The 13,967-nt window shown below is 51.8% G+C and carries 15 protein-coding genes; 7 read left to right on the top strand and 8 right to left on the bottom strand.

Annotation, left to right across the window (positions count from 1 at the left end; all coding sequences use genetic code 11):
* Positions 1-6 precede the first annotated feature (6 nt).
* Positions 7-597 (bottom strand): TetR/AcrR family transcriptional regulator, encoded by a 591-nt coding sequence (locus PMI37_RS05895; RefSeq protein ID WP_008079003.1) that lies wholly within the window; start codon positions 595-597, stop codon positions 7-9.
* A gap of 202 nt (positions 598-799) precedes the next feature.
* On the opposite strand from PMI37_RS05895, the gene PMI37_RS05900 reads away from it, so the two are divergent.
* A complete protein-coding gene (locus PMI37_RS05900; RefSeq protein ID WP_008079004.1) occupies positions 800-1,618 on the top strand; it encodes an enoyl-CoA hydratase/isomerase family protein in 819 nt (272 codons plus the stop codon).
* A gap of 101 nt (positions 1,619-1,719) precedes the next feature.
* Here PMI37_RS05900 and PMI37_RS05905 read toward each other — a convergent pair whose 3' ends face one another.
* Entirely contained in the window at positions 1,720-2,583 is an 864-nt protein-coding gene (locus PMI37_RS05905; protein WP_008079005.1) for an NmrA family NAD(P)-binding protein, read from the bottom strand.
* A 121-nt stretch (positions 2,584-2,704) separates the two neighbouring features.
* Between PMI37_RS05905 and PMI37_RS05910 the strand changes: the two genes are divergently transcribed.
* The 3 genes from PMI37_RS05910 to PMI37_RS05920 all read left to right on the top strand — a co-directional run bounded on the left by PMI37_RS05910 (position 2,705) and on the right by PMI37_RS05920 (position 5,562).
* Positions 2,705-3,319, top strand: coding sequence for a TetR/AcrR family transcriptional regulator (locus PMI37_RS05910; RefSeq protein WP_238552687.1), 615 nt, complete (start codon positions 2,705-2,707; stop codon positions 3,317-3,319).
* 217 nt (positions 3,320-3,536) lie between these two features.
* Positions 3,537-4,907, top strand: coding sequence for a pyridoxal phosphate-dependent decarboxylase family protein (locus PMI37_RS05915; RefSeq protein ID WP_008079007.1), 1,371 nt, complete (start codon positions 3,537-3,539; stop codon positions 4,905-4,907).
* A 148-nt stretch (positions 4,908-5,055) separates the two neighbouring features.
* Positions 5,056-5,562, top strand: a complete 507-nt coding sequence (locus PMI37_RS05920) for a cupin domain-containing protein (protein WP_008079009.1) — start codon at positions 5,056-5,058, stop codon at positions 5,560-5,562.
* Positions 5,563-5,664: 102 nt separating this feature from the next.
* Here the strand turns inward: PMI37_RS05920 and PMI37_RS05925 are convergent, their stop codons facing one another.
* The 5 genes from PMI37_RS05925 to PMI37_RS05940 form a co-directional block, all read right to left on the bottom strand.
* On the bottom strand, positions 5,665-6,576 hold the full coding sequence (locus tag PMI37_RS05925; protein ID WP_008079010.1) for an NAD(P)H-binding protein: 912 nt from the start codon (positions 6,574-6,576) through the stop codon (positions 5,665-5,667).
* Between the two features lie 127 nt (positions 6,577-6,703).
* Positions 6,704-7,369 carry a glutathione S-transferase family protein gene (locus PMI37_RS05930; RefSeq protein WP_008079011.1) on the bottom strand — a complete coding sequence of 222 codons (666 nt, stop codon included), beginning with the start codon at positions 7,367-7,369 and terminating at the stop codon, positions 6,704-6,706.
* Between the two features lie 112 nt (positions 7,370-7,481).
* Positions 7,482-8,099: a glutathione S-transferase family protein gene (locus PMI37_RS05935; RefSeq protein ID WP_008079012.1), complete on the bottom strand. Its 618-nt coding sequence runs from the start codon at positions 8,097-8,099 to the stop codon at positions 7,482-7,484.
* Between the two features lie 119 nt (positions 8,100-8,218).
* Positions 8,219-8,416 (bottom strand): hypothetical protein, encoded by a 198-nt coding sequence (locus PMI37_RS31805; protein ID WP_008079013.1) that lies wholly within the window; start codon positions 8,414-8,416, stop codon positions 8,219-8,221.
* 274 nt (positions 8,417-8,690) lie between these two features.
* Complete coding sequence (locus tag PMI37_RS05940) at positions 8,691-9,461, bottom strand: alpha/beta fold hydrolase (RefSeq protein ID WP_008079015.1); 771 nt, start codon at positions 9,459-9,461, stop codon at positions 8,691-8,693.
* A 166-nt stretch (positions 9,462-9,627) separates the two neighbouring features.
* On the opposite strand from PMI37_RS05940, the gene PMI37_RS05945 reads away from it, so the two are divergent.
* Entirely contained in the window at positions 9,628-10,092 is a 465-nt protein-coding gene (locus PMI37_RS05945; RefSeq protein WP_008079016.1) for a MarR family winged helix-turn-helix transcriptional regulator, read from the top strand.
* 79 nt (positions 10,093-10,171) lie between these two features.
* Here the strand turns inward: PMI37_RS05945 and PMI37_RS05950 are convergent, their stop codons facing one another.
* Positions 10,172-11,140 carry an AraC family transcriptional regulator gene (locus PMI37_RS05950; RefSeq protein WP_008079017.1) on the bottom strand — a complete coding sequence of 323 codons (969 nt, stop codon included), beginning with the start codon at positions 11,138-11,140 and terminating at the stop codon, positions 10,172-10,174.
* A 47-nt stretch (positions 11,141-11,187) separates the two neighbouring features.
* Here PMI37_RS05950 and PMI37_RS05955 point away from each other — a divergent pair, with 47 nt between their 5' ends.
* On the top strand, positions 11,188-11,982 hold the full coding sequence (locus tag PMI37_RS05955; protein ID WP_008079018.1) for an alpha/beta fold hydrolase: 795 nt from the start codon (positions 11,188-11,190) through the stop codon (positions 11,980-11,982).
* Between the two features lie 307 nt (positions 11,983-12,289).
* Positions 12,290-13,852 carry an MFS transporter gene (locus PMI37_RS05960; RefSeq protein ID WP_008079019.1) on the top strand — a complete coding sequence of 521 codons (1,563 nt, stop codon included), beginning with the start codon at positions 12,290-12,292 and terminating at the stop codon, positions 13,850-13,852.
* The last annotated feature ends 115 nt before the right edge of the window (positions 13,853-13,967 follow it).

The raw sequence follows: 13,967 nt of genomic DNA on the forward strand, positions 1-13,967 counted from the left end.
GATTTTCTATTTTGGCCAGCAGAGGAGTGAGTGATTGGCCAGTTTCAGCAAATCTTTTGGCCCCGCACCGTCGCGTGCTTGTACGGACATGCCTTGCAGAACCATGACGTAGAAGCTTGCAAGATCGACCGAGTTGACTGTGTCTGGCACGTCTCCTTCCTGAATACCCCTCTCGACTCGCTTCTCGATCATCTTCAATACGATCTTGCGCAGTTGGATAACGTCCTTTTCCATCGAAGATTCAGCGGGTGTACTGACCCTTGCACTCATCAACATGCAGCCACGAGGCTGACCCGGGCGAGTCTGTTGTTTCGAGGCACTGGTCAGCATGTTCTTTACCGCATCGAAAGCAGTTGGACTACGATCCAGCAGCAGTTCTAGATCGAGGCCCGGTCGGTGCATGTATCTATCAAGCGCCTCTAGATACAGCCTTTGTTTGTCGCCAAACGCGGTATATAGGCTGGGGGGAGTGATCCCCATAGCGGTCGTGAGGATGCTAACTGAGGCTCCCTCGTATCCATATCGCCAGAAGGCATCCATAGCCACATCCAGTGCCACGCTTCGGTCAAAAGATAAAGGGCGGCCAGTTTTTCGCATGCGTACAAATCCCTAATTACGTAGTAATCGCTATTAAATGCTCTTGACCGACCATTCGTAAAGCGCGTATTAGTTTCATATCGACCGCTACGGAACCTTCGATATCGGGATCTCAAGCGTCGAGAAATGAACACTCCAATACGGCCTTTGATTGGTGCGAAACACCTAATCGAAATAACAAAAACTGGTAAGGGGGTACGCAATGTCGGAGCTAACGCAGTTCACCGTCACCGAGCACACCGCGAGCTATTGGTGCGTGACGTTTAATAACCCACCCCTCAATTTGGTCAATCCGGAAACCATCCTTGAGCTGCAAAAGATTGTTGGTCGGATTGAAGCCGCTCACGATTTGATTGTGGTGGTGTTTGACAGTGCGCACCCGGACTTTTTCATGGCTCGTTATGACCTTACCAGGGCAGCTGACACTCCCACTGCTCCTGGGCCCACCGGCCTTCCCACGTGGATTGATTTGACCACTCGCCTGGAACAGACCCGCGTTATCAGTATTGCGTCCGTGCGTGGCAGAGCGAGAGGAGTTGGTAGTGAGTTTTGTCTTGCGTGTGATCTGCGGTTTGCCAGTATCGAGAAAGCATTTTTCGGTCAGCCCGAGGTAGGTGCTGGGGTGATACCTGGTGGTGGAGGTATTGAGCGTCTGACCGCATTGGCTGGCAGGGCAAGAGCCTTGGAAATCGTCATTGGTGGGGAGGATTTTGACGCAGAAACAGCTGAGCGCTACGGATGGATTAATCGCGCAGTTCCTGATGAGGCCCTTGACGATTTTGTTGATCGATTTGCACGTCGAATTGCCGCTTTTGATTTGCATGCAATTGCTGAAACCAAGCGGTTACTGAATCGAACGACGCTACCGAAGTCTGAACATCTGTTAGAGAGTCAGTCATCATTTTTGAAAGCAACACAGCGGCCTGAGCTGCGTGTGCGTGGGGGAAGGGCGCGACAGATTGCTATTGAAGCTGGTGCGGATTTTGAGCTACGTCTTGGACATTACCTGGGTCAGGTCTAATCACGCCGTCGTATTCACTAATACGTGAATAGCCCTGACTTTCGGAACGCGTCGAGCTGAAATGGTCTGGCGGACTTTTCAGCTCGATTTTAGCGTAAGTATCAGCTCAACAAATCGCGATGTTCTGCGATGAATTCAGCTGGTGTTTGCAGTGGGCCGCCGATGATTTCTGCACCGGTGGTATCCAGGCCTTCCAGACGCTTCTCTTGCTGGTCAATTTTCACCGCGGTGAAGTGAATGGCGTAGGAAGGGTCAGCGTCCCAGCCCAAAGTCTTAACAAACTCTTCTGGTGAAACCTGTTCAAAACGAACGTCTTTGCCCAGGGTGGCGCTCAGAACACCAGCCAATTCTTTGTGGCTGTATTCGATTGGGCCGTGCAGCGGGTAAACCTTGTTCGCGTGAGCCTCAGGATTAGTCAGGACACCCACAACAACTTTTGCAATATCGCTGGCCGCGATCGGAGCAAAACGGCTGTCAGCGTCGAATGGGGTCAGGTAACGGCCCTCACGGATCAGAGCGGCAGTGTAGAGCATCCACTGAGCGAAGAACGTAACGCGCAGGTGTGTGGTAGGCACGCCAGACCAGTTGAATACCTGCTCCGACAGCCAGTGGTTGAGCGTTGCTTGGCTGCGTGCATCAGGGCGCGATTGCTTGTGCGACATGTTCACAATGATCTTAACGTCTTCTTCTTTCGCAGCTTGGGCAAAAATGGCAGCTGCTTCAACCAGACCATTGGTCAGCGGATAGACGAAGTAGGCACCATCAACGCCTTTCATTGCTGGGCGCAGCTCTTTCAGTTTCAGCGCATCGCCAACGAAAATGCTTGCACCCATGTCTTTCAGCTTCTGCGAGCGTTCATCTTCACGATGAACGAAAGCGTTTACACGGTGGCCTTTCTCAAGCAGGTACTTAACAGCAGGAGCGCCGGTAGCGCCGGTGGCACCAGTTACCAGATACGTTTTCATGAATTTCTCCAAAAGCATTAGACAAAAGGTTGATGGTTACGAGGATTTCGGCGCATGCATGATGATTGTCATGTTATGCTGCGATGAAGCAGTACGTTGGTAATGCTTGATGTGAGTAAGCATGATGATCGTACTGCTTGATGTCAACCCTTTCTTTTGGCCATTTATCGAGAAGATTTGTATGCGTTATCCAGCAGAGGAAACCGCAGTGAAGCACCAGCGAATTTTGCAGGTGGCATCAGTTCTATTTCGAGAGCGCGGTTTTCACAGCGTCAGTGTCAATGACGTCATGAAAGCTAGCGGAATGACAAAAGGGGCGTTTTACCACCACTTTGAATCTAAAGAGCATCTCATTGCGGAATGTCTTCGTGATGCGTCGTCGAAGGCTCTAGCCAGGATGGCGACGGCGGAGCATTCATCAGAAGCGATGGCTGAACACATTCAAGACTATGTTAGTGATTGGCATCGAGACGAGCGAGGTGAGGGCTGTCTTATAGCTGCGCTGGGATCAGAAGCGGCTCGTGAGGAGTATGTTCGCCCGTTGTTCACGCAGCATGTAGAAGGAGTTTTGACCAGTTTAATGGCCCCCAAGGCCGGTGCAGAAGATCCGAGTAATCGACGGAACGCGATTCGAACACTTTCCGAGATGGTAGGTGCAATTGTGCTGGCGCGAGCGGTTGATGAACTAGGCTTATCCGAGGAGATTTTGCGCGAGGTAAGGTCTTCGTTCGAGTAGGGATGCCCGCTTATCTGATCGCCATGAACTCAATGTGTGTCCGACGGCCAGGCGCTAATTGATCGTGTGCTCGAATCCCACCGTCAATCAGATCGAGACAGCGATCGGTGGCTGGCGATTAGCATTTTCCCGTAACGCAGAAGCATCGCACTCACGCGATGCAAAATTAACCGGCCTCTCATCCCCCTGAAGGGCCCTGGCATCCCGGAATCTCGACATGAAAAACAGCGAATCAGAGTTGGTGCAAGACGCTGACGCCCGTGCGTTGACCTATCTAGAAGGCATCAATTACCGCCGAGTCTTCCCAAACCAGGACGCTATCGATTCTTTATCCACCTTCAATGAATCATTGGCGGATGAAGGAAGGCCTGGATCAGAAACGTTGGCGATGCTCGACGATGTGGGTTCAGCTGCGACTGTTGCTACTAATGGGCCCAGATACTTTGGTTTTGTAGTGGGCGCCGCTTTACCCATCGCTGCCGCGGCCGAGAGGCTTATGCTCGCTTGGGACAATGGGTCTGCTCTATACGTTACGTCTCCCACATGCGCCACGTTGGAAGAAATAGCAGGCAGGTGGATGCTTGATATCCTAGATCTGCCCAAACAAAGCGCGGTTGGTTTCGGGACTTCTGCAACGGCTTGCAGTCTGACGTGTCTGACAGCAGCGCGACGCGCTTTGCTGATTCGAGCAGGTTGGAACCCTGATGAGGATGGGCTCTATGGCGCACCCGAAATCCGGGTGGTTGTTTCGGAAAAGACCCACATCACTATTCTAAAGGCTCTGAGAATTCTCGGTTTCGGATCCTCGCGGCTGTTGGTGGCACCCGTTGATGAACATGGCCGGATCGATCCCGCGCGGATGCCTGCACTGGACGATAAAACCATCGTTTGCTTGCAGGCCGGCGAGGTAAACACAGGGGAGTTTGATCCATTCAACGAGATTATTCCCAAAGCGCGTGAAGCCGGTGCCTGGATCCATATCGATGGTGCATTTGGATTATGGGCGCGAGCCTCTGGAAAGCTCCGTCATTACACCGACGGTGTTGAAGGTGCCGACAGTTGGACTGTCGATGGTCACAAGTGGTTGAACACTCCATATGACTGCGCCATGGCGATCTGCAAGGATCCTTCTCTGCTCGCAGCGGCAATGAACAGTGATGCTGCATATGCCGCGGGGACAGCAAAAGCGCAAAAAAATCTGACGATCGAATTCTCACGTAGGGCGCGGGGAGTACCTGTGTGGGCAATCCTGAGGACGCTCGGTCGTCAGGGTGTCGCAGAAATGGTCGAAAGACACTGTTCTCAGGCGACCCATTTAGCTGATTCACTGAGGGATGCAGGATTTGATGTCATCAATCGTGTTGTTCTGAATCAGGTGATCGTAAGAGGGCAGAGCGACGCCGAAACTCAGGCCATTCAGAACGCTGCACATGAGTCCGGGGAGGTTTGGTTTGGCATGTCTTCTTGGGGTGGCAAAGCCGCGTTTCGACTCAGTATTTCTTCGTGGCGGACGACTGATGACGATATTGAGCGTTTGATTAAGGTACTGATCGTTGCAAGAAGCTCCTATCAACTTCAACAGGACTGATCGATGACGACGGCTCACGTGGCCATTCAGCTTCAGAAGCTCAGCTTGTCATTCGATGGGTTGGGCATGCAAAACGATAAATCTGCATCACCGCATGGTGGTCTAGGGCTTAAGAATACTGGTCGTGCACAAATGAATGAGGTGGATTATGCATCCTGCAATTATTAATTTGGATCAAGCCGATCTCGAACCACTGCCTCAGAGCATTGGTCCCGCAGGCGGCACTGCTCAGCGCTACAAACAGCGCTCGGCACGCATCGGTAAACAACTCGGTGCTCGAAAATTAGGTTATCGATTAATAGCATTAGAGCCGGGGATGCAATCATGCCCATTTCATAGCCATCGAGTGAACGAAGAAATGTTTCATGTCCTGGTCGGGACCGGAGAAATTCGTATCGGAGAAGGCAGGTTTCCAATTCGTGCGGGGGATATTATCGCCTGCCCACCTGGTGGTCCTGAAACCGCGCACCAGATCGTAAATAGCAGCATGGGAGAATTGCGCTATTTAGCAATCAGCACCCAAGAATCACCAGACATATGTGAGTATCCCGATTCGGATAAATTCATGGTGTTCGATGATGCCAATGAAGCTGCTCCACGCTTTTATACGGTTGGCAAAAAGGTAGATGCAGTGGATTACTGGGACGGTGAATAAATTTTAAAGCGCGCTAGGTCGTTGAATTTAGAGGGCAAACACGGATGCCCTGTGACATACGGATAGATCTGGTCGCATTCGAAATTCAACAAATTTAAGCTCTTAACGTCTGTCATAGCTGGCTAGATGATCCTCTATAAATTGTTTCACTGTTATGGGCTTCCTTCCTGTCAGCTTTTCGAAATCATCAGTCATGCGAGCGTACCTCCCTGCACGGTGGAGATTACCCATCGTGGTTAGGTGGTCAAGAACGTGTTCTGAGAGACCGGCACCTTGCATTGCGCTTCGCCATTGTTCGACCGAAACGTCAACGTACTGGATGGAGCGTCCGAGCACGTCAGTGAATTGCTGAGCATAGAAATACATATTTTCTGAGTCGGGCCCGGTCAGGTGGTAGGTCGATCCGATGTGCGGTGCGGGATCGCCGAGAATTTTTGCGAATGCCGCAGCTACATCTGTTGCCGCAATGGGCGACGTTTTCCCATCGCCAAAAGGAACACGTATTTCATTTTGATTCTTGATCGTCTCTGCTGAAAATTTTAGAAAAAAGCCGTCCATAAAGACAGTAGGGCGGACATGGACAACTGGTAAGCCTGACCAGTTGAGTAGTTGCTCTGCCAGCCAGTGAAATTTTTGCTGAGGGCTCTCGGTCGTTTTCGTAATGCTCATCTGAGCAACAGTCATCTGAGACATGTTCACGAAGGCCTTGACGTTGTGATGTTTGGCCACTGCTGCAACGTTGACGGTTGCGGCCAGATAATCATCGGATACCGACATGCTGAAATAGACTGTGTCGCACCCCTCGATTATCCGATGCATATCCTCAAGGTCGAGAAGGTCCCCTACGACGACCTCCGCTCCCTTGTCTCGCAATGCTTGAGCACGTTCGTCTTCGCGATGGACCATTGCCCTAACTTTTCTACCCTGCTTCAACAATAATGAGGTGATGGTATTACCGACAGCACCGATGCTCCCCGCCGCACCCGTGATAAGAATTGGTTTTTGCTTGTCCATTTTTCAGCTCCGATCAGAGGCACCGATGGCATCAGGGGGTAAGGTCCATCCTTCGAGGAAGTAGATATCCACTAATTCGGAGAACGAGATTTATCACAGGGAGCGAGCCGTTAAGTGGTCTTCGGCATCATGTTTTCCAGTGAGGAGGGTAAGCTGCTTCATAACCTGGCAGTGCCTCCAGTCTCATTAGCCATGCAGAGATCGCGGGATGCGTTGTTGGGAGACTGTCGAATCCGAGCTTCAGGTTGAGTGAGTCCGGATACCTTCCGACCCGAGCTAGCATTTGAAAAATGGGCATTGCTGCAATGTCAGCTGCGGTCGGTGAACTTCCTGCAAGGAAGGGCTGCTGACCGAGAATTTCCTCAATCCAAATCAAGCTTTCATTTACCGCAGAGGCTGCGGTTCGAAGCAATTCGGGTTGAGTACTGGCCTCACCCCTAAAGAGAGGAAAAATCAGACCTTCTTCAATCGGATAGCGGTTGTAATTCATCGTCTCCAGGATGCGTTGCCAAATGAGCCCGGTCTCCGCAGCTGATTCGCCAAATAGCGCTGGTGTGGGATGCTCGCATTCCAGAAAGGCCATGATGGCTAACGACTCATGGATTACGGTGTCACCGCTCTTAAGCGTGGGGACTTTACCCCGCGGATTCATCGCTAGATATGCTGGACTTTTGTGTTCCTTTTTACTCGCATCAAGACGGTGGGAGTTGTAGGGAATGCCCTTGTACTCAAGTGTCAGCATGACACGCCAGACGTTGGTGCTACCGCTGATCCAGTAAAAATCATACGCCATGATCGAGACTCACCTTAGGCTGATGAACCGTTCCAAACTCGGGCAAGTCAGGCCCGAGTGCCGTTGTGCCGCCTGCTGAAATACTTCATTGGGCGCGTTTAAATTTGGAAACCTATTCCTGAAACGCTCGCAATCCGATCCTTACGCCAGGTCGCTCACTCATGACTTCAAACCACCTTTTCATGCGAGGGAGCTGTTTCCAGGGCAGTTGCTTCTTCACAGACAGAGCCCAAGTGAAAGCGGCGATATCTGCCATTGAAAAAGCATCTCCCGCCATGAAGTCGCCTTCGAGAAACGCTTCGGCGCGCTTCATATTTTCCAAAGCGCGCTCATCCAATGGTCGGGCGGCTTCGTTGAGATCGAGTTGGTGAAGAAAAAATCCAGCGTGGCTGGTGGCAATTACATCCGTGACAAAGTAGAAAAATCGGTCGTATACCCTTAGACGCGTTGGCCCGGGTTCACTTGGCATCAAGTGGTTAGGCACTTTGGCATCGGCGTAATGGATGATGGCGTTAGACTGATTGATGATCAGGGGAGGGGAGTACGTATTGTCTACCAAGGTAGGGACTTTCCCTGCTGGATTCAGCTTCAGGTAATCGGGTTGATTTTGATCACCTGCTCGCAAATCCAGCCGGCGAACGAAAAAGGGAACACCCGCTTCTGCAAGGCTTATGGCGGCTCTTAAGCTATTACCTGTGTTCGCTCCATAAAGCTCTATGCATTCGATCATTGCTCAGTCCTTGGACAAGCATGGCTACCCGGAAGTGGGACACCTTCGCTGGTTGGATTCGGCAAAGCCGGCGTTCTCGACAAAGGGTCACCGAATCCACCAACGTACTTAACGGCATCTCATCTAAATTCCCGGCCAACCGGAGTCAAATTTTCCCACTCTCTGTCGATTTCCGGCAGCACCGTTTCAGATAACAGCGTGGCCAAGGAAAGCGCCGGTCGAGTGGAGGCATCGTCACTGGTACGAGAATTCCCAGCGAAATCAGGTTTATGTCCGGGGGGAGCATTAGTTTTGTTAAGCCGCTTTTTGGAGCCCATACCTTACCTCCATCATCATCGATTAGAGTTTAGTCATGAGTACGTACGCGTAAAGCCGGCTTTGCCGGAAAGCGACCATGGGTATGTTTCACATCGGCAATGCTTACCCAAACTGGCTAGAGAGCAATTTATTCGATAAAGAGCAGTCGGTCTTGAGAGCGCTGGTGTAGTGGCTTGTGCACTTATATCGACGGTTTTGAATGGGGCTTTCGAGAGCGGATTCTCGAAATCAAAAGCTGCCAATCGATCGAGCCGTTTGGCAGCTTTTGGAAGATTACTCAGCAGCTTTTTCGATCAACGCAGCAACTGCTTTTGGATTGGAAACCATGATGACATGGGAGCCACCTTTGACGACGACCGTTTGTTTCGAGTGGGCGCGCTCAGCCATGAATGCTAGGGCCTTAGGTGGAATGTTTTTGTCGGCGTCGCCGTAAACAAACCACGAAGGTATGGTTTTCCAAGCTGGCTCAGTTGCCGCTTCGTTTAATGCTGCGACGGTTACCGGGCGCTGGCCGGCAGCCATCAGGCGGGCGTCTGCCGCAGGCACATCGGCAGCAAACTGATCGTGGAATTTTTCCTGTTGGATGTACAAATCTTTGCCTCCATCCGCGAGGTCTACAGGCGCTGCCAATGCTGAGGCCAACGTTCCACCTGGAAAGCGACCTGACAATTCTGCCGCTGTTTCGCCTACCTCAGGAGCAAACGCTGCTACGTACACCAGGCTCTTCACATTCTGATTTCCATATGCTGCTTCGCTGATGACGGGGCCACCGTAGGAATGGCCAACCAGTATCACCGGTGTTTTTACGCTTTTGACTATGCTGGCCACAAATTGGGCGTCGCTCGCCACTCCACGCAACGGATTCGCCGCAGCTATCACTGGAAAACCGTCTTTTTCCAAGATTTTTACAACGCCGTTCCAGCTGGAAGAGTCTGCGAACGCACCGTGAACCAAGATCACAGTAGGTTTAACGTCCGCTGCGTTCGCGAAGGTCGCCGTAGCGAGGGCAGTGGCTAATGCCAGGCCTGAGAAAATCTTTTTCATTTGGATCTCTACCAGTGATGGCCTCTTAAGGCCGAAGAATATGTAATTAGTGCGCTAATGAATCGTTATGGGACTAATCGTGCAGCAGGTAAAATTACCTGTCAATAGCTTGCGATTGAATCGTGCACGTAATAATTTGGCTTCAATTACTGATGGGGAGGTCTAGGTGTCTAATTCAGAGATAAGCAGCGATGAAGATTTCGCGCCGTTGAGTGAGTTTTTGTGTTTCTCGATCTACTCAGCCGGCCATGCGTTGACTCAGTTTTACCGGCCGATATTGGAGGCTATTGGTCTGACGTACCCCCAGTACCTGCTCATGGTGGCGTTGTGGGCAAAGGATGATCAGATCATTAAAGATCTCGGCAGCGCGCTTTTCCTAGAGTCCAGCACGCTCACGCCGCTGGTGAAACGGCTTGAAGCCGCAGGATTTGTTTCGCGTAGACGTGATCAGCAAGATGAGCGTCAGGTACGGGTAAAACTGACTGACGAGGGGAGAGCGTTGAAATCCCAAGCGCTGGAAGTGCCGAAATGTATTCAAGCGGCTGTAGGGTTAAGCAAAGACAGCGTGATGGAAATCCAAGCAGCCGTAGCAGGCATCCGCGATCAATTGGTCAAGATCAAAGAAGACTAGGCTGATGCCCTACAGTCCCCGAGAGTCGTTTTATGCGATGACCACGTTACGGTCTAGATGCAAAGAGGCGGTGGCAGCATCAGCCACGTGGCGATGCATCACGGGGTGAGTGACCGAAGCAAGATTTATAGGCACGGCTGAACGCAGCATCTGACGCATAACCGACACGGTGTGCCACGTCGCTGACTCTCATTGAGCCACCACTCAGCATTTCTGCGGCTAGGTGAAGCCGCCAGCGGGTCAAGTAGTGAAGCGGGGCTTGGCCTACGGTCGCTGAAAATCGGTCCGCGAAGCTGGAGCGGGACATGGTGGCAATTGCCGCCAGTTCGGATACGGTCCAGGCCTTGTACGGAGCAGCGTGAATAGCTGCAAGGGCTTGCGCAATGCGAGTATCGCTCAGGCCTGTGATAAAACCCAATCTTCCTGGGGCGGTTGCGGACCAGGTTCTCAATGCACGAATGACCAGCAAATCTATCAGCCTCGACACCATCAGTTCGGCGCCAGGTTGAGTCTGACCCGACTCGTGAAGAAGAAAGTGGGAGATCGCTTGTAACCAAGCCGGTGTCCCACTCGGACCCGCGGGTACATGAATGAGAGACGGAAGTGCAGCAAGAATTGGCGGTAATTTCCCACCGTCAAAACGAAACAACCCACCAATGTAGCGAGTCTCTCGATCAGCCTCTGCTACCTGCCTTGCCCGTGCTTCATCCATCTTGGACATTCGGTCTTCTGTTGCCGCAAAGGTAGCATTGTGAATGGTGTGCGCATGTCCGTGTGCGAGCAATACGAGATCACCTTCTTCGACATCGAGAGCGGGTTCGCTGGAACCCTCAATTTTTACCAATAGTTTTCCAGACTCGACAAAGTAGAAGCGTGATGCTCCTTCGACTACGTGTACTGGGGTGCTATCAAGCGCATTAGTGAAAATCGTTTCACCCTTGAGGCGCACGAGAGCGAGCACTTGAGAAAGGACGTCGACTTTCGGTGTCGATTCATGATGTCTGGAGTCCAGGGCAAGACTCGCGGTGTTCAGATCATTCTCACTCATCAGGTTGGGTTCTATCGTGGGCGCACATTTTCTCAACCGAGTTCATTATGAAAAAGTTAGCTGCTCTCTTAGCTTTATCCGGCGTTGCTGCCTTTGGCACCGTACATGCCGATACCAAGCCTACCATCGCACTGGTTCATGGCGCATTTGAAAACGCGGGCATTTGGCAAGGCGTTGAAGCCGGCCTTAAAGCCGATGGTTACCAGGTTATCGTGCCAACGCTCCCGGGTCGCGAAGGTAATCCCGCTTCTCCTGACAAAGTTAGCTTGAGCCTGTACCGCGACACCGTATTGAGCGCAATCAGCGGCGTCAAAACGCCAGTCGTATTGGTCGGCCATAGCTTCGGCGGTATTGTCATCTCCGATGTGGCAGAGGCAAAACCAGCAAAAATTCGCGGTCTTGTTTACCTCGCTGCTTACCTGCCTAAAAACGGTGACTCTCTGTTGTCGCTGGCTACAAGCGATATCGATGCCAAAATCGGCCCTCATCTGAACGTCGACAAAGTGCATGGGATGGCCAGCGTTGAGCAAAGCGCTCGTGCAGATCTGTTTGCAAACGATGGCCCTGAACAATTGCGCAAGGTCATACCTGGACTGATTCTGGATGAGCCACTTGGCCCGCTCGCCACACCTGTGAGCTTGACCGAGAAAGCATTTGGATCAGTACCCAAGTTTTACGTCCATACAACCCGTGATCAGGTCGTTAGTCCGTGGCTGCAAGCAGGAATGATCAAATCGACCCCGGTCAAATCAGAAGTCACCCTAGACACCGGCCACACTCCTTTCCTCACTGATGTGAACGGCGTTGTAAAAGCGATTGAGAAGGCCGCAAGCGCGAAGTAAGGCGCGATGGTCTTGAGCCCCCACGCTTAATAAAACGCGTGGGGGCTGTCCACGAGGGCATGATCAATACTCCCCCAAACCAGTGGTCTGATGCGAGTAATCGTAGCTAGACCGACATGAGATGATTGTGTATAACTGCATATACATCGTTGTATGTGCATCGACTGCCATGGGCTGCGTGAATTGGAGTTGAGTTAATCAATGCCGACATGCGCGTTCTCAACCTTTTCGATAGCAATGCGACCTCATTTCAAATGGCACGACCTTGCGTCGTGCCGTTTTTATTCATTGAGAGCAGGGCACTATCGTGAACGACGCCTCAGCGGCACCGAATAATCAAAGGGTGATCTTGATCGTCATCGCTTTGGTGTCTTCCCTCGTTATGCTCGACTCAAACGTGGTCGCGGTAGCGCTTCCTACGATCGCCAGCTCATTGAATGCCGACTTTGCGGACGTCCAGTGGGTCATCACAGCCTACGTACTTCCATTTGCCGCGCTGTTGCTCGCCGCTGGCTCTTTCGGCGACAAAGTCGGCCGGCGCTTCTCGGCAATTTTAGGAATGATTATTTTCGGGCTCGCATCGCTTTCTTGCGGCCTGGCCATCTCTCCATTGATGCTCAATATTTCTAGAGCAGTCCAAGGGGTAGGTGCAGCTTTACTGCTCACCGCGTCCCTCGCGGTCATCAATCACACTTTTCAAGGCGCAGAACGTGCAAAAGCTTACGCCTTTTGGGGGGCGAGCTTGGGAGTGGCCATAACCTGCGGTCCTATAATCGGCGGCGTAATTTCGAGTGCCTTTGGTTGGACCTGGGCGTTTCTTATAAATGTTCCGATCTGCACCATCTTGGTTGTCGCCACCATCAAAGTAATCCCCGAGTCCCGTGATCCTGATGCAAAAGGGCTGGACTACCTTGGTATTCTTACCTTCAGCAGCGGTCTTTTTTTACTGACTTGGGCGGTGATTGATGGCAATGCACTAGGCTGGATGGCGCCGGCAGTGGTTTGGCGGGTGCTCGGTGGTGTAGTGCTTCTAACGCTCTTCGTTTTTGTAGAAAAGCGCCAAGCAGACCCGATGGTAGATTTCGAGATATTTAGATCGAGGAATTTTGGAGGAACGGCTTTCGCTATGGTGGGCTACGCAGCGGGCGCCCAGGTAATGATCTTTTATCTGCCGCTATACCTGCAAAACGCTTTCGGTTTTTCTCCGGTAATTGCAGGCATCTCAATGCTCCCGTTTGCGTTACCAATGTTTTTGATCCCTCGCCTTGGCGCAAGACTCACTTGGGCGCCGCGCTCGATCATTTCTTTGGGCCTATGCATCACTGCTGGCGGCAATATCGTCATGGCGCTTTTGTCTGGTGCCGATGCCTCGTATTACGAGTTCGCAGCGGCAATGATAATCGCGGGCACCGGTGCGGGGATCTTAAATGGTGAAACAGCCAAAGCCATGCAAGGTGCGCTTCCAGCGAATCGCTCCGGCGTTGCGTCAGGAATTGCTTCCACTACTCGCTTCACGGCGCTGCTTTTTGGGGTGGCGGCGCTCGGTGCAATTCTTGGAACGACAATGATTAAAAAATTTATGCCAATCGCCCAAACCATTGGGCTGGCCCCCAGCGATGCAGTTGAAATTGCCAAGCGGTTCTCAGCTGGAGATGCAGCGCTGGTCCTTTCGAAATTGCCTCTCGATTTACAGAAAAGCGTTGCAGCATCGCTGCGCACTGCTTTCGAAGCAGGATTCGGAGGTGCAACCTGGACGGCAGCAGGCGTCGCAATTGTCTCTTTGGTAATGACTCAATTATTGATGTCAAAATCAAATCCGCAGCTCCCGAGTAAACAGGAGTCGGAAGCTTCATTCGTCGCGGGTGAGTAGGAATTGGTGGAGCATCATTTCCAGTACGAAAATGATGAATGAACTGCTGAGTCAACGATGCTTCTGCATCGTGTAGATGAAATTCATGGGATATAAAATGGCAACCAAATGTTTA

This window comes from Pseudomonas sp. GM80, assembly GCF_000282515.1.
GTDB lineage: Bacteria > Pseudomonadota > Gammaproteobacteria > Pseudomonadales > Pseudomonadaceae > Aquipseudomonas.

Excerpts from the sequence above, each read along its gene's own strand:
- PMI37_RS05955 (WP_008079018.1), top strand. The coding sequence starts at position 11,188 with ATGAAAAAGTTAGCTGCTCTCTTAGCTTTATCCGGCGTTGCTGCCTTT.
- PMI37_RS05935 (WP_008079012.1), bottom strand. The coding sequence starts at position 8,099 with ATGATCGAATGCATAGAGCTTTATGGAGCGAACACAGGTAATAGCTTA.
- PMI37_RS05950 (WP_008079017.1), bottom strand. The coding sequence starts at position 11,140 with ATGAGTGAGAATGATCTGAACACCGCGAGTCTTGCCCTGGACTCCAGA.
- PMI37_RS05925 (WP_008079010.1), bottom strand. The coding sequence starts at position 6,576 with ATGGACAAGCAAAAACCAATTCTTATCACGGGTGCGGCGGGGAGCATC.
- PMI37_RS31805 (WP_008079013.1), bottom strand. The coding sequence starts at position 8,416 with ATGGGCTCCAAAAAGCGGCTTAACAAAACTAATGCTCCCCCCGGACAT.
- PMI37_RS05900 (WP_008079004.1), top strand. The coding sequence starts at position 800 with ATGTCGGAGCTAACGCAGTTCACCGTCACCGAGCACACCGCGAGCTAT.
- PMI37_RS05940 (WP_008079015.1), bottom strand. The coding sequence starts at position 9,461 with ATGAAAAAGATTTTCTCAGGCCTGGCATTAGCCACTGCCCTCGCTACG.
- PMI37_RS05915 (WP_008079007.1), top strand. The coding sequence starts at position 3,537 with ATGAAAAACAGCGAATCAGAGTTGGTGCAAGACGCTGACGCCCGTGCG.
- PMI37_RS05905 (WP_008079005.1), bottom strand. The coding sequence starts at position 2,583 with ATGAAAACGTATCTGGTAACTGGTGCCACCGGCGCTACCGGCGCTCCT.
- PMI37_RS05930 (WP_008079011.1), bottom strand. The coding sequence starts at position 7,369 with ATGGCGTATGATTTTTACTGGATCAGCGGTAGCACCAACGTCTGGCGT.
- PMI37_RS05910 (WP_238552687.1), top strand. The coding sequence starts at position 2,705 with ATGATGATCGTACTGCTTGATGTCAACCCTTTCTTTTGGCCATTTATC.
- PMI37_RS05895 (WP_008079003.1), bottom strand. The coding sequence starts at position 597 with ATGCGAAAAACTGGCCGCCCTTTATCTTTTGACCGAAGCGTGGCACTG.
- PMI37_RS05920 (WP_008079009.1), top strand. The coding sequence starts at position 5,056 with ATGCATCCTGCAATTATTAATTTGGATCAAGCCGATCTCGAACCACTG.